Annotated in this window: 23 protein-coding genes and 2 pseudogenes; 17 read left to right on the plus strand and 8 right to left on the minus strand. The window is 70.8% G+C overall.

All coding sequences use genetic code 11. From position 1 onward, the window contains the following. Positions 1-14 precede the first annotated feature (14 nt). The 7 genes and pseudogenes from alr to AC1DU4_RS17750 all read left to right on the plus strand — a co-directional run bounded on the left by alr (position 15) and on the right by AC1DU4_RS17750 (position 5696). The gene (gene alr, locus AC1DU4_RS17720; RefSeq protein WP_477841980.1) at positions 15-1253 is read left to right on the plus strand and encodes an alanine racemase; all 1239 of its coding nucleotides are present in this window, start codon (positions 15-17) and stop codon (positions 1251-1253) included. Continuing rightward, positions 1250-2326, plus strand: a complete 1077-nt coding sequence (locus tag AC1DU4_RS17725; RefSeq protein WP_477841982.1) for an alpha/beta fold hydrolase — start codon at positions 1250-1252, stop codon at positions 2324-2326. The genes alr and AC1DU4_RS17725 overlap by 4 nt, the downstream gene beginning before the upstream one ends. Further along, positions 2319-2813, plus strand: coding sequence for a tRNA (adenosine(37)-N6)-threonylcarbamoyltransferase complex ATPase subunit type 1 TsaE (tsaE, locus tag AC1DU4_RS17730; protein WP_477841984.1), 495 nt, complete (start codon positions 2319-2321; stop codon positions 2811-2813). The genes AC1DU4_RS17725 and tsaE overlap by 8 nt, the downstream gene beginning before the upstream one ends. A gap of 52 nt (positions 2814-2865) precedes the next feature. Then, a complete protein-coding gene (gene tsaB / locus AC1DU4_RS17735) occupies positions 2866-3510 on the plus strand; it encodes a tRNA (adenosine(37)-N6)-threonylcarbamoyltransferase complex dimerization subunit type 1 TsaB (protein ID WP_477841986.1) in 645 nt (214 codons plus the stop codon). Further along, a pseudogene (rimI, locus tag AC1DU4_RS17740) lies at positions 3507-3971 on the plus strand (ribosomal protein S18-alanine N-acetyltransferase); the annotation flags it as partial. The gene tsaB and the pseudogene rimI, both read left to right, overlap by 4 nt. Before the next feature lie 137 nt (positions 3972-4108). After that, a complete protein-coding gene (tsaD, locus tag AC1DU4_RS17745) occupies positions 4109-5161 on the plus strand; it encodes a tRNA (adenosine(37)-N6)-threonylcarbamoyltransferase complex transferase subunit TsaD (protein ID WP_072843765.1) in 1053 nt (350 codons plus the stop codon). Next, positions 5151-5696, plus strand: coding sequence for a potassium channel family protein (locus AC1DU4_RS17750; RefSeq protein ID WP_477841988.1), 546 nt, complete (start codon positions 5151-5153; stop codon positions 5694-5696). The genes tsaD and AC1DU4_RS17750 overlap by 11 nt, the downstream gene beginning before the upstream one ends. Positions 5697-5722: 26 nt before the next feature. On the opposite strand, the gene AC1DU4_RS17755 is transcribed toward AC1DU4_RS17750, so the two are convergent. Both AC1DU4_RS17755 and AC1DU4_RS17760 read right to left on the minus strand, forming a co-directional pair. Continuing rightward, positions 5723-6181 (minus strand): RrF2 family transcriptional regulator, encoded by a 459-nt coding sequence (locus AC1DU4_RS17755; RefSeq protein ID WP_477841990.1) that lies wholly within the window; start codon positions 6179-6181, stop codon positions 5723-5725. 64 nt (positions 6182-6245) lie between these two features. Continuing rightward, entirely contained in the window at positions 6246-7973 is a 1728-nt protein-coding gene (locus AC1DU4_RS17760) for a TIGR03767 family metallophosphoesterase (RefSeq protein WP_477841992.1), read from the minus strand. A gap of 254 nt (positions 7974-8227) precedes the next feature. Between AC1DU4_RS17760 and groES the strand changes: the two genes are divergently transcribed. Both groES and groL read left to right on the plus strand, forming a co-directional pair. Continuing rightward, positions 8228-8527 (plus strand): co-chaperone GroES, encoded by a 300-nt coding sequence (groES, locus tag AC1DU4_RS17765; RefSeq protein WP_027501788.1) that lies wholly within the window; start codon positions 8228-8230, stop codon positions 8525-8527. Positions 8528-8622: 95 nt separating this feature from the next. Then, on the plus strand, positions 8623-10236 hold the full coding sequence (gene groL / locus AC1DU4_RS17770) for a chaperonin GroEL (protein ID WP_072843762.1): 1614 nt from the start codon (positions 8623-8625) through the stop codon (positions 10234-10236). A gap of 93 nt (positions 10237-10329) precedes the next feature. Here groL and AC1DU4_RS17775 read toward each other — a convergent pair whose 3' ends face one another. Continuing rightward, positions 10330-10623, minus strand: coding sequence for a WhiB family transcriptional regulator (locus AC1DU4_RS17775; RefSeq protein ID WP_072843761.1), 294 nt, complete (start codon positions 10621-10623; stop codon positions 10330-10332). A 528-nt stretch (positions 10624-11151) separates the two neighbouring features. On the opposite strand from AC1DU4_RS17775, the gene AC1DU4_RS17780 reads away from it, so the two are divergent. The 3 genes from AC1DU4_RS17780 (at position 11152) to AC1DU4_RS17790 (ending at position 13651) form a co-directional block, all read left to right on the plus strand. Further along, positions 11152-11943: a hypothetical protein gene (locus AC1DU4_RS17780; RefSeq protein ID WP_477842012.1), complete on the plus strand. Its 792-nt coding sequence runs from the start codon at positions 11152-11154 to the stop codon at positions 11941-11943. 87 nt (positions 11944-12030) lie between these two features. Next, complete coding sequence (locus AC1DU4_RS17785; RefSeq protein ID WP_072843760.1) at positions 12031-12609, plus strand: sigma-70 family RNA polymerase sigma factor; 579 nt, start codon at positions 12031-12033, stop codon at positions 12607-12609. Then, positions 12602-13651: an anti-sigma-D factor RsdA gene (locus AC1DU4_RS17790; protein WP_477841996.1), complete on the plus strand. Its 1050-nt coding sequence runs from the start codon at positions 12602-12604 to the stop codon at positions 13649-13651. Before AC1DU4_RS17785 ends, AC1DU4_RS17790 begins: the two co-directional genes overlap by 8 nt. Positions 13652-13751: 100 nt before the next feature. Here the strand turns inward: AC1DU4_RS17790 and AC1DU4_RS17795 are convergent, their stop codons facing one another. Beyond that, positions 13752-14156: a DUF5319 domain-containing protein gene (locus tag AC1DU4_RS17795; RefSeq protein ID WP_072843759.1), complete on the minus strand. Its 405-nt coding sequence runs from the start codon at positions 14154-14156 to the stop codon at positions 13752-13754. Between the two features lie 227 nt (positions 14157-14383). Here AC1DU4_RS17795 and guaB point away from each other — a divergent pair, with 227 nt between their 5' ends. The 5 genes from guaB (at position 14384) to AC1DU4_RS17820 (ending at position 21281) form a co-directional block, all read left to right on the plus strand. Further along, complete coding sequence (gene guaB, locus AC1DU4_RS17800; RefSeq protein ID WP_477841998.1) at positions 14384-15907, plus strand: IMP dehydrogenase; 1524 nt, start codon at positions 14384-14386, stop codon at positions 15905-15907. A 65-nt stretch (positions 15908-15972) separates the two neighbouring features. Continuing rightward, positions 15973-17109: a GuaB3 family IMP dehydrogenase-related protein gene (locus tag AC1DU4_RS17805; protein WP_072843757.1), complete on the plus strand. Its 1137-nt coding sequence runs from the start codon at positions 15973-15975 to the stop codon at positions 17107-17109. Positions 17110-17242: 133 nt separating this feature from the next. Beyond that, positions 17243-18979, plus strand: a complete 1737-nt coding sequence (locus AC1DU4_RS17810; protein WP_477842000.1) for an FAD-dependent oxidoreductase — start codon at positions 17243-17245, stop codon at positions 18977-18979. Between the two features lie 82 nt (positions 18980-19061). Further along, complete coding sequence (guaA, locus tag AC1DU4_RS17815) at positions 19062-20648, plus strand: glutamine-hydrolyzing GMP synthase (RefSeq protein WP_477842002.1); 1587 nt, start codon at positions 19062-19064, stop codon at positions 20646-20648. Positions 20649-20936: 288 nt separating this feature from the next. Further along, positions 20937-21281, plus strand: a complete 345-nt coding sequence (locus tag AC1DU4_RS17820; RefSeq protein ID WP_477842004.1) for a hypothetical protein — start codon at positions 20937-20939, stop codon at positions 21279-21281. 15 nt (positions 21282-21296) lie between these two features. Here AC1DU4_RS17820 and AC1DU4_RS17825 read toward each other — a convergent pair whose 3' ends face one another. From AC1DU4_RS17825 to AC1DU4_RS17840, 4 genes and pseudogenes are all read right to left on the minus strand, one after another. Then, a complete protein-coding gene (locus tag AC1DU4_RS17825) occupies positions 21297-21737 on the minus strand; it encodes a PspC domain-containing protein (protein ID WP_477842006.1) in 441 nt (146 codons plus the stop codon). A 95-nt stretch (positions 21738-21832) separates the two neighbouring features. Next, positions 21833-22795, minus strand: a complete 963-nt coding sequence (locus AC1DU4_RS17830; RefSeq protein ID WP_477842008.1) for an aminoglycoside phosphotransferase family protein — start codon at positions 22793-22795, stop codon at positions 21833-21835. Next, complete coding sequence (locus AC1DU4_RS17835; RefSeq protein WP_477842010.1) at positions 22795-23043, minus strand: hypothetical protein; 249 nt, start codon at positions 23041-23043, stop codon at positions 22795-22797. The genes AC1DU4_RS17830 and AC1DU4_RS17835 overlap by 1 nt, the downstream gene beginning before the upstream one ends. After that, positions 23036-23799: pseudogene (locus tag AC1DU4_RS17840) on the minus strand (PspC domain-containing protein); the annotation flags it as partial. The pseudogene AC1DU4_RS17840 and the gene AC1DU4_RS17835, both read right to left, overlap by 8 nt.

The raw sequence follows: 23799 nt of genomic DNA on the forward strand, positions 1-23799 counted from the left end.
AGGATCGACGGACCATGATTATCCCCGCGAAGCCCAGTGTCGCGGCATACGTCCACGCGGCGGGTGCCGAATTCTCCACCCAGTCAGGGGAGCGGGGTGACCCGCAGGCACAGCCCGCGCCGCAGGCGGAGGCACTGATCGATCTCGACGCCCTCGCACACAACGTGCGGGTGCTGCGCGAACACGCCGGGGACGCCGCGCTGATGGCGGTGGTCAAGGCCGACGGCTACAACCACGGCGCCGTCCGGGTCGCGAAGGCCGCGTTGGCGGCGGGTGCGGTCGAACTCGGTGTCACCACGCTCGACGAGGCGCTGGAGTTGCGCGCCGGCGGCATTGATGCGCCGGTGCTGTCCTGGTTGCACACCCCCGACGCCGACTTCGCGCCCGCCATTGCCGCCGGCGTCGAACTCGCGGTGTCCTCGCCGCGGCACCTGGACGCGGTGGTGGCAGCGGCCCGCGCCGTCGGCACCACCGCCGCCGTCTCCATGAAGGTGGACACGGGACTCAACCGCAACGGCGTCTCGCCGACCGAGCTCGCAGACCTGCTCGACGGGCTGGCTCGGGCCGAGGCCGAGGGCGCGACCCGGTTCCGCGGGGTGTTCTCGCACTTCGCCCACGCCGACCAGCCGCACCACCCGGTGATCGACACCCAGGTCGAGGCGTTGCGTCACGCCGTCTCGCAGGCGGCCGCGCTCGGGCTGCGCGCCGAGCGGGTGCACATGTCGAACTCCGCGGCGGTGCTGACCCGGCCGGACCTGTCCTTCGACATGGTGCGCCCCGGCATTGCGCTGTACGGGCTGTCCCCGGTACCCGATCTCGGCGAATTCGGGCTGCGTCCGGTGATGACGTTGCGGGCCCGGGTGGCCCTGGTCAAGAAGGTTGCGGCCGGTTCCGGGGTCTCCTACGGGCACACGTGGGTGGCGGACCAGGACACCACGGTCGCGCTGCTGCCGGTCGGGTACGCCGACGGCATCCCGCGCGCGATCAGCGGGCGCTTCGAGGTGCAGATCGGCGACCGGCGCTACCCACAGATCGGCAGGGTGTGCATGGATCAGGTCGTCATCGACCTCGGCGCCGACCCCGGTCGGGTGGCCGAGGGCGACGAGGCGATCCTGTTCGGACCCGGTGACGGCGGCGGTCCGGTCGCCCAGGACTGGGCGGACGYGCTCGACACCATTCACTACGAAGTGGTGACCGGCGTCCGTGGCCGCGTGGTGCGCAGTTACCGCGGCGGTGCCGGGGCGGCCAGGTGAATCCGTTGAAGCGGGCCGGGCTGGCCGGCGGCGCGGTGACGGCGGCGGGGCTCGGTGCGCTGGCCGGCGTCAGCGTCGCCCGTCGCCCGGCGCGGGGCCGTCGGGGCTTCCGCGACCGGTACGCCCGCGAGGACTTCGGGATGATGGAGGCCGACCGGGGCTGCGTCGTGGCGGCCGACGACGGCACCCCGCTCGCGGTGCGCGAGGTCGGGCCGGCCGATGCGCCGGTCACCGTGGTCTTCGTGCACGGCTACTGCCTGCGCATGGAGTCCTGGCACTTCCAGCGCCGTCAGCTCGAGCGTCGTTGGGGCGCCGCGGTGCGGATGGTCTTCTACGACCAGCGCGGGCACGGCCGTTCCGGCACCTCGAGCGTCGCGAGCTGCACCATCGGCCAGCTCGGCCGGGACCTCGACGCGGTGTTGCGCGCGGTCGCGCCCGACGGCCCGGTGCTGCTGGTCGGGCACTCGATGGGCGGAATGACGATCCTGGCCCTGGCCAGGCAGCGGCCGGAGTTGTTCGACGAACAGGTGATCGGGGTGGGGCTGATCTCCACCGCCGCCGCCGGCCTGAACAAGACCGGGCTGAGCCGTAACCTGCGCAACCCTGTGATCGACGCGTTCCGGTTGGCGGTCCGTACGTCGCCCGGACTGGTCCAGTTCGGCCGGGGCGCGGCCCGCGCGGTGATCTCGCCGATCATGCGCGCGGCCTCGTACGGCACCGACGTCAGCCCGAGCCTGGTGCGGTTCTCGGAGGGCATGCTCAACGACACCTCGGTGACCACCATCGTGAACTTCCTCGAGTCGCTCGAGCTGCACGACGAGTCGGAGGCGCTGCCGGTGGTCGCGACACTGCCCGCATTGGTGCTCTGCGGCGACGCCGACATGGTCATCCCGTTTGCCCAGTCCGAGGCGATGGCCGACGCGCTGCTGGACTGCGAGCTGGTGCGGGTGGCCTCGGCCGGGCACCTGGTGCAGCTGGAGTTCCCGATGCGAGTCACCGACGCGATCGACCGGCTGTTCGTGCGGGCGATGCGGCAGCAGGACCAGACCGAAAGGAGCGTCGTCGGTGGCTGACCGGACGCAGACCAGCATTGCGCTGCCCACCACCGAGGACACCGAGGCCTTCGGCCGTCGGCTGGCGGTCGAGCTCGCCGCCGGGGACCTGGTGGTGCTCGACGGTCCACTCGGCGCGGGCAAGACGGCGTTGGCGCGCGGCATCGCTGCCGGGCTCGGGGTGGAGGGTCGGGTGAGCTCGCCGACGTTCATCATCGCCCGCGAGCACCGGGCGGGTGAGCGCCCCGGCGGCGGCGAGCCGGTGGCCATGGTGCACGTGGACGCCTACCGGCTCGGTCTGGCCGGCGAGGCGGGCTCCGGTGGCGGCGCCCAGACCTTCGACGAACTCGACGCGCTGGACCTCGACACCGACCTGGCCGGTGCGGTCGTGGTGGTGGAGTGGGGCGAGGGCGTGGTCGAGCACCTCGCTGACCGGCACCTGCTGGTCCGTCTGCGGCGTGAACCGGAGTCCGATGTGCGCACCGCGGAGTGGGGCTGGGTGTCCTAGGTCGGCGGGCAGCGTCGAGACCTGTTCTGACGTGCGGGTATCCTCGGTAATCGTGCTCGTACTCGCCGTCGATACCTCCACTCCGGCCGTGACCGCGGGGGTGGTTCGCCTCGACGGCGACACCCCGCACACGCTGGCCACCCGAATCACGGTCAACGCCCGTGCCCACGCGGAGGTGTTGACGCCGCACATCCTGGAGTGTCTGGCCGAGGCCGGTCACGTCCCCGCGGACCTGGACGCCGTGGTCGTCGGTGCCGGGCCCGGCCCGTTCACCGGGCTGCGGGTGGGGATGGCCACGGCGGCCGCCTTCGCCGACGCCCTGGGCATCCCCGTGCACGGGGTCTGCAGCCTCGACGCCATCGCCTCGGAAGCCGCGCTCGGCCGGGACCTGTTGGTGGTCACCGACGCCCGACGCCGCGAGGTGTACTGGGCCCGGTACTCCGCGGGCGCGCGGGTGGAGGGTCCTGCGGTGAACAAGCCCGCCGACCTCGACCCGATGCCGTCGGCCGCCGTGGCCGGGTCCGCCCGGCACGTGGACCTGTTCGACCTGCCCGTCGAGCCGGTGGAGACGCCGTCGCCTGCCGCCCTCGTTCGCGTCGCCGCGGCCGCGTTGAACTCCGATGCAGAGCCGGAACCTCTTGTGCCGCTTTACCTTCGTCGTCCCGACGCGGTTGAGATGGCGGATCGCAAGAAATGAGCGCGCGCATTGTCGCCATGACGGTGGCCGACGCCGCGCGGTGCGCCGAGCTGGAGGAGGCGCTCTTCCCCGGCGACGGACCGTGGAGCGCCGACGCGTTCCGCGCCGAACTGGCCCAGCCCCACAACCGCTACTTCGTGGCGCGCGACGACGCGGGCACGACACTCGGGTACGCCGGAATCGCGCTGCTGGGTACCGCGTCTGACCCGGAGGCCGAGGTGCACACCATCGGCGTCGACCCCGCCCGCCAGGGTCACGGGATCGGCTCGCTGCTGCTCGCTGCGTTGCTGCGGGAGGCCGACGCGCACGGCGGACCGGTGTTCCTCGAGGTGCGTACCGACAACGAACCCGCGATCGGGCTGTACCGGCGCGAGGGCTTCGAGAGCCTCGGGATCCGCCGAAACTACTACCAGCCCAGCGGCGCCGACGCGTACACCATGCGTCGGGCCGGGGCGAGCGAAGCGACGGGGGATGTCACTGTGGCGAGCGAAGCGACGGGGGATGTCACTGTGGCGAGCGAAGCGACGGGGGATGTCACTGTGGCGAGCGAAGCGACGGGGGATGTCACTGTGGACGGACAGCCGGAGGGCGAACGAGCATGATCGTGATGGGCATCGAGAGTTCCTGCGACGAAACGGGAGTCGGCATCGTCCGCTGGCGCCCGGACGGCACCTGCGAGCTGCTCGCGGACGAGGTGGCCTCCAGCGTCGACCAGCACGCGCGGTACGGCGGCGTGGTGCCCGAGGTGGCCTCGCGCGCGCACCTCGAGGCGATCGTGCCGACCATGCGTCGTGCCCTGGCGCAGGCCGGCATCGCCAAGCCCGACGCCCTGGCCGTCACCATCGGCCCCGGGCTCGCCGGCGCGCTGCTCGTCGGTGCGGCCGCGGCGAAGGCGTACGCGGCGGCGTGGGACGTGCCCTTCTACGCGCTCAACCACCTCGGCGGCCATGTCGCCGTGGACACCCTCGAACACGGGCCGATGCCGCCGTGCGTGGCGCTGCTCGTCTCCGGTGGGCACACCCACCTGCTGCACGTGGAGGACCTGGCCAAGCCGATCACCGAACTCGGCACCACGGTCGACGACGCGGCGGGGGAGGCCTTCGACAAGGTGGCGCGCCTGCTCGGACTCGGGTTCCCGGGCGGTCCGGCCCTGGACGCGGCGGCACAGGCGGGGGACCCGAAGGCGATCGCCTTCCCCCGCGGGATGACCGGCCCGCGCGACGCCCGCAACGATTTCTCGTTCTCGGGTCTCAAGACGGCGGTCGCGCGGTACGTCGAGTCCCGCGAGCGGGCCGGCGAACCGCTGTCGATCCCCGACATCGCCGCGAGCTTCCAGGAGGCGGTGGCCGACGTGCTCACCATGAAGGCGGTCCGCGCGGCCACTGACATCGGGGTGGACACCCTGGTCCTCGGCGGCGGTGCGACGGCCAACTCGCGGATCCGCTCGATGGCGGAGGAGCGCTGCGCGGCGGCCGGTTTGACGCTTCGCATCCCGAAGCCGCGGCTGTGCACCGACAATGGGGTGATGATTGCCGCACTGGGTGCCCACGTGATTGCCGGGGGCGCAAGCCCGTCCCCGTTGAACGTCGCCACCGACCCCGGACTGTCCGTGACGGTGAGCCAGTCGCGGGACCGGGGCGATGCAAACTGAGCTCTTCGAGGCCCTGCCGAAGGCGGAGCGCCGCAGGCTGATCCGCCGGGCGGTGGTGCGTCCGGCGGGCACCGCGGTGTTGCTGTTGGTGGCGTACTTCGCGGTGCCGATGACCGACCTGCAGTCGGCGTCGGCCTTAGCCGGACTGGTGTTCGGTCTGACGGCGGTGACGGTGCTGTGCGTCTGGCAGATCCGGAAGATCGTGCGGGCGCAGTATCCCGCGCTGCAGGGCGTCGAGGCACTCGCGCTGACCCTGCCCGCGTACCTGCTGTCCTTCGCCACGCTGTACTACCTGATGTCGGTGGACGCGCCCGGCGACTTCAACGAACCGTTGTCGAGGATCGACTCGCTGTACTTCACGCTGGTGTGCTTCTCGACCGTGGGCTTCGGGGACATCGCCGCCAAGAGTGAGGTCGCCCGGGCCGTCGTGTCGGTGCAGATCGTGGGAAATCTGATCCTGATCGCGGTCGGTGTCCGCATCATCACCGCCGCGGTCCGCCGCGGTCAGGCCCGCCGGCAGCAGGCGAGCGACTGACACCGCCGCCGTCGGCAGGCGGGTGGCTAGGTTGACACCGGCCCCGCCACCACGGTCGGGGAGAGGGTGAGCAGGGTCTGCGACGTCGGCGGCGACGTCAGCTCCGCGACGGTGATGCCGTCGAGCGAGTCGTAGAACGCGTCCTGGGCGCGTCGCAGCGCGGTACGCAGGCGGCACGCGTTCCGCAGGGGGCAGGGGGTGTCGCCCTCGCAGGTGACGACCTCGCCGTCGCCCTCGAGCGCCCGGGTCAGCCAGCCGACCGAGGTGCGACGGGCGGCGTCGGTGATGGACAGTCCGCCGCCGCGACCGCGGCGGGCCTCGACCATGCCGAGTTCGCTCAGCCGCGCGACCACCTTCGCGGTGTGGGTGTACGGGATGGACAGTTCGTCCGCCACCTGGCTGGTGGTCAGCCCGCCGCCGCCGGGGGCGACGGCGAGCCGCATCACGACTCGCAGCCCGAGGTCGGTGAATCGCGTCAGCTGCACGGCACCGACCGTACCGAACGCGAAATACCCGCGCAATCGGCGGGCATTTCGGCGTCTGTACTGGTCAGGCGCGCGGTGACGGCAGCACCAGTTCGGTGTTGTGGTCGCCCGAGGCGCCCATCTCCTCCGGCTCCATGTGGATGTCGTTGAAGGACAGCTCGCGGTAGAGCGACGCCAGCCCGGTTGCCGAGAAGTCGCCGTGCGGGACCGAGTACGGGGCGTCCGACTCGATCAGCGTGGTGAGCAGCGAGACGGTCCCGTCGCCGTTGTCGACCACCTCGATGATCCGGGCGTGCTGCGGGAAGTCGATGTGCGAGGCGGTGTTGATCTCCCAGAAGCCCTGCGCCGGCGTCAGACCGGGTCGCGGGTAGATCCGGTTCTCGTGGGTGTGGCCGTTGACCCAGGCGAGCACGTTCGGGAAGCGGTTGAGCAGCTCGACCACCTGGGCGCCCTTGTACCGGCGCTCGCCCGGGTTCTCCGGGTCGGGCGTGACGTCGTCCATCGTGTCGCTGGTGTGGTGGCTGAAGAGCAGGAAGTAGGTGTCCGTGCGGGACTGGGTGACCGGCCGGCCGCCGTCGTCGAAGTAGCGGCTGCTGCCGGCCTGCAGGGCCTGCTCGATCCAGCGGAACTGGGCCTCGCCGAGCGAGCCGTCGACGGCCCCGGCGCGGTTGGTGGAGTCCATGCTGATGCCGACGACGCCGGGCGCGATCTCGAAGGAGTAGTAGCCGATGCCGGACTCGCCGGCGTCGGCGGCGAAGCCGTGGCCGACCGGGCCGGGGCCGGTGTTGGCCGGGTCGAGGTGGGCCGCGATGAACTGCCGGGGCGTGAACGGCGCGCGACTGGCGTCCGGGGTGACCACGCGGGGCGGGGTGGTGAGCGCGCTGAGCAGGGCCGGGATGGCGGACGGATCGGTACTGGCGGCGCTGCCGATGGCACGAGCCTGCTCGGAGTTCGGTGCCTCGATCTTGAGCGACCCCGTGTACATGCTCTCGAGCAGCGGGATCCCGTTGGGGAGGGTGCCGGAGATCGCGTCGTCATGGTTGCCGAACACGCTGTACCAGGGGGTGCGCAGGCCCGGGCTGGTGACCGGACGCAGGGCCGCGCCGAGCAGCCCGGGCATCTCCGGGAAGCCCGCCTTCTTGTACATGTCGTCGATCGGCGACTCAGGGTTCCAGTACAGGTCCGCGCCGGAGTTCTGCACGCCCTCGTAGCGGTCCGCGGCACCGGTGTTGGGGATGAAGGTGCCGCCGTTGAGCGCGGTCAGCAGCCAGCCGAGTTCGGCGTGCTCCTTGTTGTCTGTGTTGTCGCCGGTGGTCACGACCGCGTCGAACGGGCGTCCGGTGTGCGGGCCGCCCCGCAGGGAGTTGATCCGGGACACCAGGGACACCAGTCCCTGGGTGGTGAGCGTCTCGTGCGGGCGGAACGCCGACCCGGTGAACGGGTGCACGTACTCGAACCGCATCGGCGACTGGGCGTCGATCACGTGCAGGTCGGTCAGCTGGACGAAGGAGGCCAGCACCCGGCGGCGCTCCTCGCGTCCGGACTGGGCGCCGGCCAGTTCGCCGCGCACGACCATCGGCCAGCCCGGACCCGCGGTCAGGGTGCGGTAGCCGGATCCGCCGAGCGGGGTGGCAACGGCCTCGAGGGTCGTGCCTGCCAGGTATTCGGGGAGTGCGTCGGCGGCCGCGTACCAGGTTCCCCACGGCGCCCGGCCGAACGTTCCGAGGCCGACGGCGCCCGCGGCGCCCAGTCCGGCAAGCCCGAGAAATCCACGTCTGCTGATGTTTGCCACGGCGACGACTCTAGGACACCTTCCCGTCACCCACGTGCTCTACCGGCGACTGGCAGATCGTGGCGCGGTGGTCCGGTGGCGCCGCCTGCCCTTGAGCGCTGGCACTCGCATGTATAGAGTGCTAGTTGGCGCTGACCCAGCCTCGGCACCCGCGACGACGGGGCTCGGTGAGGGGCCGCTTGCGTGAAGAACAAAACCGACACGCCCGGGGAACAGCCCCGGGCGCAAGTACCCCTGAAAGTGGAGGGCTCATCGTGGCGAGCGTGAACATCAAGCCGCTCGAGGACAAGATCCTCGTCCAGGCCAACGAGGCCGAGACGACGACTGCCTCAGGCCTGGTCATCCCCGACACGGCCAAGGAGAAGCCCCAGGAGGGCACCGTCGTCGCCGTTGGCGAAGGCCGCGTGACCGACAAGGGCAACCGCATCCCGGTCGATGTCAAGGAAGGCGACACCGTCATCTACAGCAAGTACGGCGGAACCGAGATCAAGTACGCCGGTCAGGAGTACCTGATCCTGTCGGCACGCGACGTGCTGGCTGTCATCTCCAAGTAAGCCCACTCGCAGTCCGCCCCGGTGTCCCCTCTTCTCGGTGACCCCGGGGCGGATCGCGTTGACGGACCCTCCCGAGCCAGGAGCAGCTACGTACTATGTCCAAGCAGATTGAGTTCAACGAGAAGGCGCGTCGTGCGCTCGAGCGCGGCGTCGACCAGCTGGCCGACGCGGTCAAGGTGACCCTCGGCCCCCGCGGCCGGCACGTCGTCCTCGCCAAGGCCTTCGGCGGCCCGACCGTCACCAACGACGGCGTCTCCATCGCCCGTGAGATCGAGCTCGAGGATCCCTTCGAGAACCTCGGCGCCCAGCTCGTCAAGAGCGTCGCCACCAAGACCAACGACGTCGCCGGCGACGGCACCACCACCGCCACCGTGCTCGCGCAGGGCCTGGTCCGCGGCGGCCTGAAGAACGTCGCCGCAGGCGCCAACCCGATCTCCCTCGGGGCGGGCATCGCCCAGGGCGCCGACCTGGTCGTCGAGGCACTGCTCGCGGCCGCCACCCCGGTCGAGGGCAAGGCCGCCATCGCGCAGGTCGCCACCGTCTCCTCGCGTGACGCGGAGATCGGCGAGCTGGTCGGCGAGGCCATGACCCGGGTCGGCGTCGACGGCGTCGTCACGATCGAGGAGTCCTCGACCACGCAGACCGAGCTCGTCGTCACCGAGGGCGTGCAGTTCGACAAGGGCTACCTCTCGCCCTACTTCGTCACCGACGTCGACGCCCAGAAGGCGATCCTCGAGGACGCGCTGATCCTGCTCGTCCGCGACAAGATCAGCTCCCTGCCCGACGTCCTGCCGCTGCTCGAGAAGGTTGCCGAGTCCGGCAAGCCGCTCCTGATCATCGCCGAGGACGTCGAGGGCGAGGTGCTCTCCACGCTGGTGGTCAACGCCATCCGCAAGACGATCAAGGCGGTCGCGGTCAAGGCGCCGTTCTTCGGCGACCGCCGCAAGGCGTTCCTCGACGACCTCGCGGTCGTCACCGCGGGCACCGTCATCAACACCGACGTCGGGCTTTCCCTCAAGGAAGCCGGCCTCGAGCTGCTGGGCAACGCACGCCGCGTCGTGGTCACCAAGGACGAGACCACCATCGTCGACGGTGCGGGTACCGAGGCGGACATCGCCACCCGGGTCGGCCAGCTGCGCCGTGAGATCGAGAACTCCGACTCCGACTGGGATCGCGAGAAGCTCGAGGAGCGCCTCGCCAAGCTGGCCGGCGGCGTCGCGGTGATCAAGGTCGGCGCCGCCACCGAGACCGACCTCAAGGAGCGCAAGTTCCGGGTCGAGGACGCGGTCAACGCGGCCAAGGCCGCGGTCGAGGAGGGCATCGTCCCCGGCGGCGGTTCCGCGCTGGTGCAGGCCGGTCAGGGCCTCGCCGCCCTTGCCGCATCGCTCACCGGTGACGAGGCGACCGGTGTCGAGGTCCTGCGGGTCGCGCTGAGCACGCCGCTGTTCTGGATCGCCACCAACGCCGGCGTCGACGGGTCCGTCGTGGTCAGCAAGGTCGCCGAGGCGCCCAAGGGCCATGGCTTCAACGCCGCGACCCTCACCTACGGCGACCTGCTCGCCGATGGTGTGGTGGACCCGGTGAAGGTGACCCGTTCCGCGGTCGTCAACGCCGTCTCCGTCGCGCGGATGGTGCTCACCACCGAGAGCGCCGTCGTGGAGAAGCCTGTCGACGCGGTCGAGGACCACGGGCACGGCCACAGCCACTAGGCACGCTCGAACGTCACACGCGTTGTCGTGACACACACGAAGGCCCCCGGACGGAAATTCGTCCGGGGGCCTTCGCATCGGCCGGTCCTCACGTCACACCGCGATGCGGTGGCGGCCGCGACGGGCGTGCATCTCCCGTTCGGCTTCCGACATGCCGCCCCAGATCCCGTACGGCTCGCTGACGCTGAGGGCGTGGCTGCGGCACTGCGCGAGCACGGGGCACCGGTGGCACATCTCCTTGGCTCGCGTCTCGCGCTGCGCTCGGGCCCGGCCGCGTTCCCCGTCCGGGTGGAAGAACATCGAGGAGTCGACTCCGCGGCAGAGTCCGTGCATCTGCCAGTCCCAGATATCGGCGTTGGGGCCGGGGAGGTGATTCGGCTGCGGCATGTCATCTCCTAAGGTCGCGTATTCAATTCCCTTCGCAACGTTAGAGGTGTGACGGAAATGGAGTCAATACTTTCGTGAGTGGCGATTTCCATAGCGCGGCAGCACGAAATTAACATTCCGTTCATCGACATCGACACCGAATTGTGATTCAGACGGCTGCGATTGGATCCACGGTTGGCCGCGGACAGCCTGGGCCTGGAAGTGAATATAGTGGTCAGGTCCTATTCGTGCACGGCGTGGCGCAGCCCCCGCGGTCGGAGAATCCGGATCATTGAACAGCAATCCTTATGCTGAATGTACTGAATGTAAATGAGAGGAAAACTATAGACAGGTCCGGCGTGAATGGGTATGTGAGAGCGGCGGCGGCGAATTGTCCCACTCGTCCGCCGCGGGGCGCCTTGTCCGCCGGCGGGTGGTGGGGGACCGGGCCGCGGGACCTACTCTTACGCCGTGCCTCCCCTCCTCTCCGACCAGTCCGACGCCGACCGGTCCGACGTCACCCAGTCCGATGCCGACCCGGGGGTGGGCCTGCTGGCCGGTGCCGCCTTCGGCCCGCGGCCGGGGACGCGGGAACTGCCGCAGGCGGAGACCGCCGAGGGGCACTGGCTGCGGGCGGTCGCCCTCGGCGGGCAGGGTCGTTACGCCGCGGCGCACACCGAACTGAACCGGGTTGCCGCCGGCCGGCCGGATCCCGTGGTGTCGTCGCTGGCGTCGAGCACCGAGGCGTCGCTGCTGCGTCAGCTCGGGTGGCACCGACTCGCGTCCGGGTTCGACGGCCGGGCGCTGGGTGTGCTCGGATCGGCCGCGGACCCGGCCGGGGTGCGCGTCCGGGCGGCCCGCGCCGACGCGCTGACCGGACTGGCCGCCGACGCCCTCGGCTGCGGCCGGTTGGACCTCGGTTTCCGGTTGCTGGCGCGGTGCGCCGAACTCCTCGACGCCGGTGACCCGCGGTTGTGGCGCCAGCAGATCCGGTTGAACTGGGTCACCGCCGAGATGTCCCTGGCGTCCGGTGACCCCGACCGCGGCCACCGGCACGCGGGGCTGGCCGTCGAGCTGGCGCGGGACACGGACTCGGTGCGCCACCAGGTCAAGTCGAAGCTGCTGCTGGCCGCCGCGGTCAGCGCCGGGCCGGATCCCGCGGCGGCCGCCGCGCCCGCCGCGGAAATTGTCGAAAGCTGTGCCGAACACGGACTGGTTCCGCTGCGGTGGGCGGCGGCGATGCTGCTCAACGGCGTGCAGCCGAGTCCGGAGGCAGCCGCGGTCCGGGACGCGTGTCGACGCCAGATCCGTGACTGGGGTGGGCGATTCAGAAACCCGTGAGGGTCTGTCGCTATCCTTCGACTATTCCACCGCCAGGTGGGTACGCCCCGTGTGGGCGTCCCTGTAACGCCAGGACGATCTCTCACGATGACTACTACGAGCGAGGAATTGGACTCGGCAGTCGCTGCGGCAGCGCAGGGCGACCGGGTTGCCCTGGCTCGAGTGTTGGAGACAGTCCGACCCATGGTCGTGCGTTACTGCCGGTCACGGGTCGGAGTCGCGGAAAGAGGACAGCTTTCCGCGGACGACGTGGCGCAGGAGGTGTGCCTGGCTGTGATGACCGCGCTTCCGCGGTACCGAGATCAGGGCAGGCCCTTCATGGCCTTCGTGTACGGGATTGCCGCACACAAGGTCGCCGACGCGCATCGCAACGCCGGACGTAACAAGGCGGAGTCGATGGCAGAGGTGCCCGACGTCGTCTCGACCGAGGAAGGACCGGAGAAGCTCGCGCTCGACTCGGAGACCGGCCGGCAGATGAAGACGCTGTTGGCGACGCTCTCCGAGAAGCATCGGGAGATCATCATTCTCCGGCTGGTGGTCGGGCTGTCCGCCGAAGAAACGGCCGCCGCGGTGGGGAGTACCGCGGGTGCCGTCCGAGTTGCCCAGCACCGGGCGCTCACGAAACTCAAAACCGAAGTAGCGAAAGCGGGTGAGATGTATGGCTAGGGGGAGCAAGCACGGCGAAGACGACCGGCGGGCGGATCAATACTCCACGTCCGATGCCGATCTCGCCCGAGGCGCGACGCCGACCGCCGGTGATCCGGCCGACGTCGACGCATCGACGCCGTTCGACCTGGCGGAAGTCCAACGCGACGACGCCCTGCTCGACGCGCTCTCGGGCGGCCGCTCAGTGGCCACCGGCAGCCCCGAGGAGAGCGAGCTCGCGGCGTTGCTGGCCGACTGGCGGGCCGAGATCCTCGCGCCGGCGATGCCGGCCGAGCCGACCCTCGACCGGGTGGTCGCGGCAGTCGACGACCAACTCTCCGGTGCGGGTCGCCACGGTCGTCGTGGCCTCCGGTTGCTGCGTCCGATCGCGGGTGCGGCCGCCGCCGTGGCCGTCGTGATGGCCGGTCTCACCGTCTTCTCGTACAACGCCGTGCCCGGTGATCCGCTGTGGAAGGTCAAGGAGGTCGTGTTCACCGAGCGCGCGAACTCGACCGTCGCCAGCATCGACACCACCACGAATCTCGAGGAAGCCGAGCGGCTGATCAAGGCCGGCGACTCGACAGCGGCGGTCCAACTGCTGCAGTCGGCGGGCAAGCGGGTCACGGATGTCAACGAGTCCGACAAGCGGGACGCGCTGACCGCCCGGATGGACAAGCTGATGGCCGATGCCGCAAAGAGCGGCGCCCCGACCAGCCCGGTGACCACCACTCCCGGGGAGAGTGCCGCGGCCGGCGTCACCACCACCGCGCCGGCCCCGCCCGTCACCACGGTGCCTGGCGTGCCGGCGACCACGGTGCCGCCGGGGCTCACCGAACTGCCGGTGGTCCCGAGCGTGCCGCCGGTGACGTCGGAGCCGACCACACCGGCGCCGTCCCCGTCCCCGTCGCCGTCCCCGCAGCCGTCCCCTTCGCCCTCGCCGACGCCCAAGCCGGGACCGGGCGAACCGCCGACCGGGGTGCCCAGCGCGACGACGACCCCGCCGCCGCCCGCCTCGACGACGGTCGCGACGCCGAGGGATCTGACTTCACCCGCGACCAGCTAGCCGCACCGGCGGCGGTCACGGCAACACCGGCGCGGACAGCGCTCAACGCAGACGAACGGCCCGACAAGATGACTTGTCGGGCCGTTCGTCTGCGTTCGGTCTAGAGGTCGAAGCCGTCGCCGTGCAGCGCCTCGTTCATCGACGCGTCCGCGTAGCCGCGGCAGTAGTCCCAGGTGACATAGGCCTCGGGGACTGGGTCGTAGGCCGGCTCGTGCGGGCGGACCGTGCCGTCGACCAGCAGCTGGAGCAGGTTGGCTCGCAGCATGTCCCAGTCGTGGTAGTGGTCCTGCTGGCAGTCGTCGCAGCACACGACCAGACCGCGGATGCCGCGGTGGCCGAGCAGTGCCTCGTAGACGGCGAGGTCGGCGAGGTCCTCCTCGACGGCCAGTCGCTCCTGGGCGTCGAGGGGCTGACCGGGCTCGATCGCGTCGAGGGCGGCGGAGGGGTCTGCAGGGTCACCGGCAAACGGATCCGGCGGCAGACCGGGGGGCAGTTGATCACGCACAGCACCACGGTACGCAGGCCGAGTGGGTCTGCGCCACCCGTCACACTCACCACGTTCGCCCGCGGGTGAGTGCAGCCGATACCATGGTGTCCGGGCTGAGGGAAGAATCCGCCCCCAGTCGAGCGTTCTTCCCCTCGTCCGAGCACTCCCGCCGCATTCGCGCCCACGAGGGTCACGAGCCCCCGATGTGGTGCCGCCCCACAGTTCCAGGAAAGGTCCCGAGCCGTATGAGTACATCCGGAGGACACGTGCGCACCGGCGGAGATCGCCCGGACAAGGTGGCGATGCTGGGTCTCACGTTCGACGACGTGCTGCTGCTGCCCGCCGCGTCGGACGTCATCCCGAGCCAGGTCGACACCTCCAGCCAGCTGACCCGCGAGATCCGCCTCCGTGTCCCGCTGGTGAGTTCCGCGATGGACACGGTCACCGAGGCCCGGATGGCGATCGCGATGGCGCGCGCCGGCGGCATGGGCGTGCTGCACCGCAACCTCTCGGCCGAGGCCCAGGCCGGCCAGATCGAGACGGTCAAGCGTTCCGACGCGGGCATGATCACCGACCCGGTCACCTGCAAGCCGACCGACACCATCGCCGAGGTCGACGCACAGTGCGCGCGCTTCCGGATCTCCGGACTGCCGGTCACCGACGACGCCGGCCAGTTGGTCGGCATCATCACCAACCGCGACATGCGGTTCGAGGTGGACCAGAACCGCGCGGTGTCCGAGGTCATGACCAAGGCGCCTCTGATCACCGCCCGCGAGGGCGTCACCGCGGAGGCCGCGCTCGGCCTGCTGCGCCGGCACAAGCTCGAGAAGCTGCCGATCGTCGACGGCCAGGGCAAGCTGACCGGTCTGATCACGGTCAAGGACTTCGTCAAGACCGAACAGCACCCGAACGCCACCAAGGACCGCGACGGCCGGCTGCTGGTCGGTGCGGCGGTCGGCGTCGGCGACGAATCCTGGGCCCGCGCGATGATGCTGACCGACGCGGGCGCCGACGTGCTCGTGGTMGACAGCGCGCACGGCCATCAGGTCAACATCCTGCAGATGATCGCGAAGCTCAAGCGCGAGGTGGGCGACCGGGTCCAGCTCATCGGTGGCAACGTCGCCACCCGGGCCGGTGCCCTGGCGCTGGTCGAGGCGGGCGTCGACGCGGTCAAGGTGGGCGTCGGGCCGGGCTCGATCTGCACCACCCGCGTCATCGCCGGCGTCGGCGCGCCGCAGATCACCGCGATCCTCGAGGCCGTCGCGGCGTGCAAGCCGCACGGTGTGCCGGTCATCGCGGACGGTGGCCTGCAGTTCTCCGGCGACGTCGCGAAGGCCCTCGCGGCCGGTGCGTCGACGGCCATGCTGGGTTCGCTGCTCGCGGGCACCGCGGAGTCCCCGGGCGAGCTGATCCTGGTCGGCGGCAAGCAGTTCAAGAGCTACCGCGGCATGGGCTCGCTCGGCGCGATGCAGAGCCGCGGGCAGGCCAAGTCCTACTCCAAGGACCGCTACTTCCAGGACGACGTGCTCGCCGAGGACAAGCTGGTCCCCGAGGGCATCGAGGGTCGGGTGCCGTTCCGCGGCCCGCTCTCTCAGGTGATCCACCAGCTCACCGGCGGACTGAGTGCGGCCATGGGTTACACCGGTTCCGGCACCATCGAGGAGCTGCAGGAGGCGCAGTTCGTGCAGATCACCGCGGCGGGCCTCAAGGAGAGCCACCCGCACGACATCACCATGACGGTCGAGGCGCCGAACTACGTCGCGCGCTGACCGCGGACGCGTAAGTTCCCGCCTGATCCAGGCAACCATCAGCCACATCGAAGAAAGGGGCGCGCGTGCGCGACCTCGTTGAGATCGGCATGGGCCGCACGGCCCGTCGCACCTATGAGCTGGACGACATCGACATCGTCCCCTCCCGGCGGACACGTTCGTCCAAGGAGGTGTCGACGGCCTGGCAGCTCGACGCGTACCGCTTCGACATCCCGGTGCTCGCCCACCCGACCGACGCGCTGGTCTCGCCGGCGTTCGCGATCGAGCTGGGCAAGCGCGGCGGCCTCGGCGTGATCAACGGTGAGGGGCTGTGGGGTCGGCATGCCGACGTCGAGGCCAAGATCGCCGAGCTGGTGCAGATCGCCGAGTCCGACGTCGATGCCGATGCGCCGATCGCCAAGCTGCAGGAGCTGCACGCCGCCCCGATCCAGCCGGAGCTGCTCGCGGCCGCGGTCGCGCAGGTGCGGGCCGCGGGCGTGACCGTCGCTGTCCGGGTCAGCCCGCAGAACGCGCGCGCCCTGACCCCGGCACTGGTGAAGGCCGGCATCGACCTGCTCGTCATCCACGGCACGATCATCTCGGCCGAGCACGTCGCGAACGGCGACGAACCGCTGAACCTGAAGACGTTCATCGCCGAGCTGGACGTCCCGGTTGTCGCGGGCGGCGTCAGCGACCACCGCACCGCCCTGCACCTGATGCGGACCGGCGCGGCCGGCGTCATCGTCGGGTACGGCTCGACCGCGGGCGCCACCACCACCGGCGAGGTGCTCGGCATCGGCGTCCCGATGGCGACGGCGATCGCCGACGCCGCGGCCGCCCGCCGCGACTACCTCGACGAGACCGGCGGACGCTACGTCCACGTGATCGCCGACGGCGACATCAGCACCTCCGGGGACCTGGCCAAGGCCATCGCCTGCGGTGCGGACGCCGCGGTGCTCGGTGCCCCGCTGGCCGTGGCCGCCGAGGCACCGGGCGGCGGCTGGTACTGGCCGTCCGCGGCCGCGCACCCCTCGATGCCGCGCGGCGCCATGCTGCCGGTCTCGTTCGGCGACCGGCCCAGCCTGGACCAGGTGCTCACCGGCCCGTCCGACGACCCGTACGGGTCGCTGAACCTGGTCGGCGGACTGCGCCGCTCGATGGCCAAGTCCGGGTACTCCGACCTCAAGGAGTTCCAGAAGGTCGGGCTGACCGTCCGCGCCTGACCCGCTCCGCCGAGCGCTTTCCAGGCCGTTACCGATACCTGGCGTTACAGTTAGGCGACCCCCTGTGGCTTCGGTCACAGGGGGTCGGTGCATACTGGCGAGTAACAACCTTTGGTTCACGGTGGAGGTCTCCATGAGCAAGCGCGCGACTGACTTCGATGTCCTGGTCATCGGCTCCGGATTCGGTGGCAGCGTCACCGCGCTCCGGCTGGTGGAGAAGGGGTACCGGGTCGGCATCCTCGAGGCCGGTCGGCGGTACGCCGACGCCGACTTCGCGAAGACCAGTTGGGACCTCAAGCGGTTCCTGTGGGCGCCGGCACTGGGCTGCTACGGCATCCAGCGCGTACACCTGCTGCGCGACGTCCTGATCCTGGCCGGGGCGGGGGTCGGCGGCGGCTCGCTGAACTACGCGAACACGCTCTACAAGCCGCCCGCGTCGTTCTTCCAGGACCCGCAGTGGCGCGACATCACCGACTGGCACGACGAGCTCAGCCCGTTCTACGAGCAGGCGCAGAAGATGCTCGGCGTGGTCCGCAACCCGCACATGACGCCCGCGGACGAGGTGATCAAGTCGGTGGCCGAGGACATGGGCGTCGGCGACACGTTCATCCAGACCCCGGTCGGCGTGTTCTTCGGCGAACCCGGCAAGACCGTCGAGGACCCGTACTTCGGCGGCGTCGGCCCGGCGCGGACCGGCTGCATCGAGTGCGGCGAGTGCATGACCGGCTGCCGGCACGGCGCCAAGAACACCCTGCTCAAGAACTACCTCGGCCTGGCCGAGAAGGCGGGCGCGCAGATCGTCCCGATGACCACCGTGACCGGGCTGTTCGAGGCCTCGGACGGCACCTGGGACGTGGCCACCCGCCGCACCGGCGCCAAGGTGCGCAAGAACAACAAGACCTACACCGCGCAGCACGTCGTGGTCGCCGCCGGCACGTGGGGCACCCAGCACCTGCTGCACAAGATGAAGGACACCGGTGCGCTGCCGAGGCTGTCCGACCACCTCGGTGAGCTCACCCGCACCAACTCCGAGTCCATCGTCGGCGCGGGCAGGCACGACGTCGACCCCGCCATGGACCTGACCCGGGGCGTGGCGATCACCTCCTCGTTCCACCCGACCGCGGACACCCACATCGAGCCGGTCCGCTACGGCAAGGGCTCCAACGCGATGGGGCTGCTGCAGACCCTGATGACCGACGGCGGCGGCACCACCCCGCGCTGGGTGAAGTTCCTCGGCGTCGTCGCGAAGAACCCGATGCAGATGCTGCGCATGCTCACGGTGAGGAACTGGAGCGAGCGCACCATCATCGCCCTGGTCATGCAGAACCTGGACAACTCGATCACCACGTACACCAAGCGCGGCGTGTTCGGGCGCAAGGTCACCAGCAGGCAGGGCCACGGCGAGCCGAACCCGACGTGGATCCCGGCCGGCAACGACGCCACCCGACGGATCGCGGAGAAGATCGACGGCGTCGCGGGCGGCACCTGGGGCGAGATCTTCAACATTCCGCTCACCGCGCACTTCCTCGGCGGCTGCGCGATCGGTGCCGACCCGAGTCGCGGCGTCATCGACCCGTACCACCGGGTGTACGGCTACCCGACGCTGAGCGTGGTGGACGGGGCGTCGGTGTCGGCCAACCTCGGGGTGAACCCGTCGCTGACCATCAGCGCGCAGGCCGAGCGGGCCGCGTCGCTGTGGCCGAACAAGGGCGAGCAGGACAGCCGGCCCGCCCAGGGCGAGGCCTACCGACGGATCAGCCCGGTGGCGCCGAACAGCCCCGTGGTGCCCGCGTCCTCACCGGCGGCCCTGGTGCTGCCGATCGTCGAGGTGCGCACGGGCAAGGCCGCGAAGGCGTCCGACGTGGCCTGAGTGGGGCCGCCGCGGGGAGGCAGAGGGCCTGCTCCGCGGGGGTGTGGGCGGGGGAGTCCGGGCGCTGACTAGACTGATCGTCGTGGCAGACACCCAGCACCCCGGCTCCTCCCAGCAGAATCCCGTTCTCGTCGTCGATTTCGGGGCGCAGTACGCGCAGCTGATCGCTCGCCGGGTACGGGAGGCCAACGTCTACTCGGAGGTGGTCCCGCATACGGCGACCGTCGAGGAGATCGTGGCCCGTCGTCCCGCGGCGGTGATCCTGTCCGGCGGCCCGTCCAGCGTGTACGACGACGGAGCACCGCAGCTCGACGCCCGGCTGTTCGACCATGACATCCCGGTGTTCGGCATCTGCTACGGATTCCAGGCGATGGCCGGTGCGCTCGGCGGCACCGTCACCCACACCGGCACCCGTGAGTACGGCCGCACCCAGCTGAGCGTGGACGGCGGCCTCCTCCACGAGGGCCTGCCCGAGCTGCAGCCGGTGTGGATGAGCCACGGCGACGCCGTGACCGACGCCCCGGAGGGCTTCGAGGTGACCGCGACCAGCGCGGGCGCCCCCGTCGCCGCCTTCGAGAACCGGGCCAAGCGCCTGGCCGGCGTCCAGTACCACCCCGAGGTGCTGCACTCCCCGCACGGGCAGCACGTGCTCAGCCGCTTCCTCCGCGAGATCGCGGGCATCGCACCGACCTGGACCGCGGCCAACATCGCCGAGGACCTGATCGAGCGGGTTCGCGAGCAGGTCGGCGACGGCCAGGCGATCTGCGGGCTGTCCGGCGGCGTCGACTCCGCGGTCGCCGCGGCCCTCGTGCAGCGCGCGATCGGCGACAAGCTCACCTGCGTTTTCGTCGACCACGGGCTGTTGCGCGCGGGTGAGCGCGAGCAGGTCCAGCAGGACTTCGTCGCGGCCACCGGCGCCAAGCTGATCACGGTCGACGCGGTCGACACCTTCCTCGGCGAGCTGGACGGCGTGTCCGACCCCGAGACGAAGCGCAAGATCATCGGCCGCGAGTTCATCCGCAGCTTCGAGGGCGCGGTGTCCGAGGTGCTCGGCGAGAGCGCCGCACACGGCGAAACCGTCGACTTCCTGGTCCAGGGCACCCTGTACCCGGACGTCGTCGAGTCCGGCGGCGGCACCGGCACCGCGAACATCAAGAGCCACCACAACGTCGGTGGCCTGCCGGAGGACCTGCAGTTCAAGCTGGTCGAGCCGCTGCGCCTGCTGTTCAAGGACGAGGTCCGCGCGGTCGGCCGGGCGCTGGGACTGCCCGAGGAGATCGTGTCGCGTCAGCCGTTCCCCGGTCCGGGTCTCGCGATCCGCATCGTCGGCAGCGTGAACCAGGAGCGGCTCACGCTGCTGCGTCAGGCCGACGCCATCGCCCGCGAGGAACTCACGGCGGCGGGCCTGGACGGCCAGATCTGGCAGTGCCCCGTGGTGCTGCTCGCCGACGTGCGCAGCGTCGGTGTGCAGGGCGACGGACGCACCTACGGCCACCCGATCGTGCTGCGTCCCGTCTCCAGCGAGGACGCCATGACGGCGGACTGGACGCGTCTGCCCTACGACGTGCTCGAGCGCATCTCCACCCGGATCACCAACGAGGTACCGGACGTCAACCGCGTCGTGCTCGACGTGACGAGCAAGCCGCCGGGAACCATCGAGTGGGAGTGATCCTCGGGACCCGGCGGGACGCGTAGGCGCCCGCCGGGTTTCCGGCTTTCCGGGGCCGAAACCCGGATTCACAGTCAACTGCCAGGTCGGCTACGCCGAAAATGGTGTTGACTGGCATTACAACGTCGCAGACCGTTGATGCGACGAAAGACATTGCCGAAGCCGGTGAAGTGCGCAGCCCCTGGCTCGGAGCGCTCGCCCCCGCACCTCGCACCTCGCACACGAGGTAGACGACGAAACTCCTCACCCGCGGCCACTTCCCCGGCAGCGCACGAGGAGGGTGTGGCGATGAACGAGAAGATCGGAACGCGTGGATCGCGTCGGCTGCTCGCCGGCCTGGCGGTCGCGGGTGCGATGGTCCTGGTCCCCATGACGGCTGCGGCAGGTCCCGCCGCGGCGGACCCGGTCGCGCCGGTGCCGGTGGTCCAGGTGAACGGGCACGGGCACGGGCACGGGCACGGCAACCAGAACTGGAACAACAACTGGAACAACAGCTGGAACCGGGACTGGAACAACAGCTGGAACCGGGACTGGAACAACAGCTGGAACCGGGACTGGAACAACAACCAGAATCAGAACTGGAACTGGAACCAGGGTTTGCCGCAGCCGTTCGGCGGGCTCTTCGGCAGTTGAGCCGCGCGGTGACGGTCAGCGCGCGGCGGGGCCGCGGCCGTCGAGGTAGAGGTAGCCGCCGACCAGCAGCGCCATGCCGACCAGTCCGGCGCCCACCGGTGCGGCACACGCGATCGCGGTGATCACGGTCGCGGTGGCCAGCACCAGCGCGGTGGTCTTGGACTCGCCGCCTGCGCCGTCGCCGAGCAGGGTCTCGCCCATCGAGCGGGTCTCGTCGGGGGTGCGCATCAGCAGCCAGGCGGCCAGGTAGACCGGGACGCCGGCGCCGGCGAGCAGCAGCGATGCGAGGAAGGCCAGCCGGACCGCCCACGCGTCCACACCGAGTCGTCGGGCGACGCCGGCGCAGACGCCGGCGGCCATGCCCTCGGCGGGCAGTCGCTGCGGAAGGTTCTGGAGGAAAGAGCTTTTCGTGCTGCTGGGGCCGGATTCGGTGAAGGGGATCTGGTTCTCGCTCATGACGTCCATGCTCGTCGCCGGGAGGCGCTCGGCGCCATCGGGAAGCACCCGGATCTTTGCCGCCCGCGTCTCAGGGTGCGGTCTCGGGGTGCCGGTCAGAGCGTGGCCAGGCCGGCCGGGTCGACCTCGGGATCCGCGCGCCCGCAGAGTGCGGTGGCCACCCACAGCGAGCGGGCCGCGTCGCCGGGCAGGCCGGATTCGAGGTAGTCGAGGTGGTTCTCGACCTCGCGCGCGACCGACCAGCGCCGGGCCAGGTCCCGGTCGAGCCCGGCCGCCTCGGACAGCGCGTCGCAGCGGGCCTGCAACGACTCGGCGCCGCCGCCCAGCTCGCCGAGGCGGTTCCAGAGCATCGGCGCCACCGCGAACTCGGCGACCCCGAGCAGGGGCTTGGGGTCGATGGCCCGCCACCGCGTGCCGTCGGGGGTGGCGAGGATGTTCTCGAAATGCAGGTCGGTGTGTGTCAGGGCTGGGTTGTTCTGTGCTGAAACAGGATCGCCGCACGCCGCCTCCCGGCACACGGCCAGCGCCTCGTCGAGCAGCCAGGGCGGGCCGGGCCGGCCGAGACGGTCCCACCGCTCGGGCAGCTCGCGCTGCCAGCGCCTCGCCAGGTCGGTCAGCGAGTCGAACGCATGCGGTCCGGCGGGTACGGGACCGGACATCTCGCGGACCAGTTCGCCCCACACCCGGATCGCTTGCGGGACCGGCACTTCCCGCAGTGTTCGGGTGTTGTCCAGGCGTTCGAGCAGGGTCGCCTGGCGCGCCGGGTCCGCCCGCAGCGCCCTTACCGCGCCGCGGCCCGCCCACACGGCCAGCGCCGCGGCCTCGTGCGCCGACTCGGGGGACGGGTAGGAGATCTTCAACGCGGCGGCGGTGCCGTCGGGCAGGCGGACCGGGAGCACGATCCCGACGTAACCGTGCCAGACGTGGTTGCCGTCCCTGACCAGGCGCCACGCGGCGAGGTAGCGGTCGGCGAGGCCCGGGAGGCGACCCAGCCAGTCGTCGGCGTCGTCGGCGTGGCTGCGCAGGTTCGTGCGGAAGCCGTCGGGGATCGCGAGCACTACTTCTTCCGGCGTCCCGGCGCGAACACCAGCACCAGCCCGACCGCGACCGCCGCGAGCACGATCATCCAGCGGAACTGGGCGCCGCCGAGGGACTGGAAGTGCTCCGGCCCGATGAGCGACCAGGCGCTCACCATCAGCGCGACCAGTCCGGCGAGCAGCAGTCCCGCGGCGGGGCGTCGGCCGGTCGCCTGCCTGGTGTTGCCGCCCTCGGGGGCGTCGTCGTCTACGTTCTGGTACTCAGCCACGATCCACCGTCAAATCTCCGACCTTGCCGGTCAGGTTAAGGGTCAGTACCGGTCCGCCGATCCCGTCGGCGCCGCCGTCGACGCCCTCGGGCAGGCACATCACGTCCCCGAGCGCCATGCTGCAGTGATTTCGGACGTCCATGTTCGGGGGCACCAGCACGGTGAAGCTGCCGACGCCCAGGTCGATGTCGACCGTCCTGTCCTTGGTGAGGGTGACGCCGCCGAGGTCGAGGGTGAAGTCGCCGACCTGTCCGGAGTACCGGGACTCGAGCTGATCTGCGGAGGTGAACTGCCACGTCCGGGTGCCCACGTTCTGGCTGTTCCAGTCGACCGGGCCGATCAGCGATGCCAGCACCACGAAGCCGATCAATGGCCCGGTGACCACGAGCAGGCCGTAGCCGCGGCGCAGGAACGCGCCGACGACGAGGCCGACACCGATCACCGCGAGCGCCACCGCGCCGAGCTGTCCGGCGGAGAGCCACTGGGTACCGGTCGCGGCGCCGACCGCCCAGGCGGCGACGGTGACCAGGATGGCGATCCCGAGCACGGTGGAGGTGAGCCGGGACTTCGGCGGCGCCGGTACCGCCGGCGGCGGTGGGGGCGTGGGCTCGGGCAGGTCCCAGGCGAAGGGTGCGACGCCGAGCGGGTCCCAGGACGGCGGCGTCGGTTCGGGACCGAACGGTGACGCCGGTGCGGAGGGTGCCTCCGGTGCGGACGGCGCGTCCGGCGTCGCAGCGCCGCCGGGCCCGGCCGCGT

The sequence above is a fragment of the Rhodococcus sp. P4_F5 genome (genome assembly GCF_056401315.1).

What these genes read in the sequence shown, in the direction of transcription:
- AC1DU4_RS17810 (WP_477842000.1), top strand. Translation starts at nt 17,243, where the DNA reads ATGAGCAAGCGCGCGACTGACTTCGATGTCCTGGTCATCGGCTCCGGA.
- AC1DU4_RS17790 (WP_477841996.1), top strand. Translation starts at nt 12,602, where the DNA reads ATGGCTAGGGGGAGCAAGCACGGCGAAGACGACCGGCGGGCGGATCAA.
- groL (WP_072843762.1), top strand. Translation starts at nt 8,623, where the DNA reads ATGTCCAAGCAGATTGAGTTCAACGAGAAGGCGCGTCGTGCGCTCGAG.
- tsaD (WP_072843765.1), top strand. Translation starts at nt 4,109, where the DNA reads ATGATCGTGATGGGCATCGAGAGTTCCTGCGACGAAACGGGAGTCGGC.
- AC1DU4_RS17785 (WP_072843760.1), top strand. Translation starts at nt 12,031, where the DNA reads ATGACTACTACGAGCGAGGAATTGGACTCGGCAGTCGCTGCGGCAGCG.
- AC1DU4_RS17750 (WP_477841988.1), top strand. Translation starts at nt 5,151, where the DNA reads ATGCAAACTGAGCTCTTCGAGGCCCTGCCGAAGGCGGAGCGCCGCAGG.
- AC1DU4_RS17775 (WP_072843761.1), bottom strand. Translation starts at nt 10,623, where the DNA reads ATGCCGCAGCCGAATCACCTCCCCGGCCCCAACGCCGATATCTGGGAC.
- AC1DU4_RS17820 (WP_477842004.1), top strand. Translation starts at nt 20,937, where the DNA reads ATGAACGAGAAGATCGGAACGCGTGGATCGCGTCGGCTGCTCGCCGGC.
- AC1DU4_RS17825 (WP_477842006.1), bottom strand. Translation starts at nt 21,737, where the DNA reads ATGAGCGAGAACCAGATCCCCTTCACCGAATCCGGCCCCAGCAGCACG.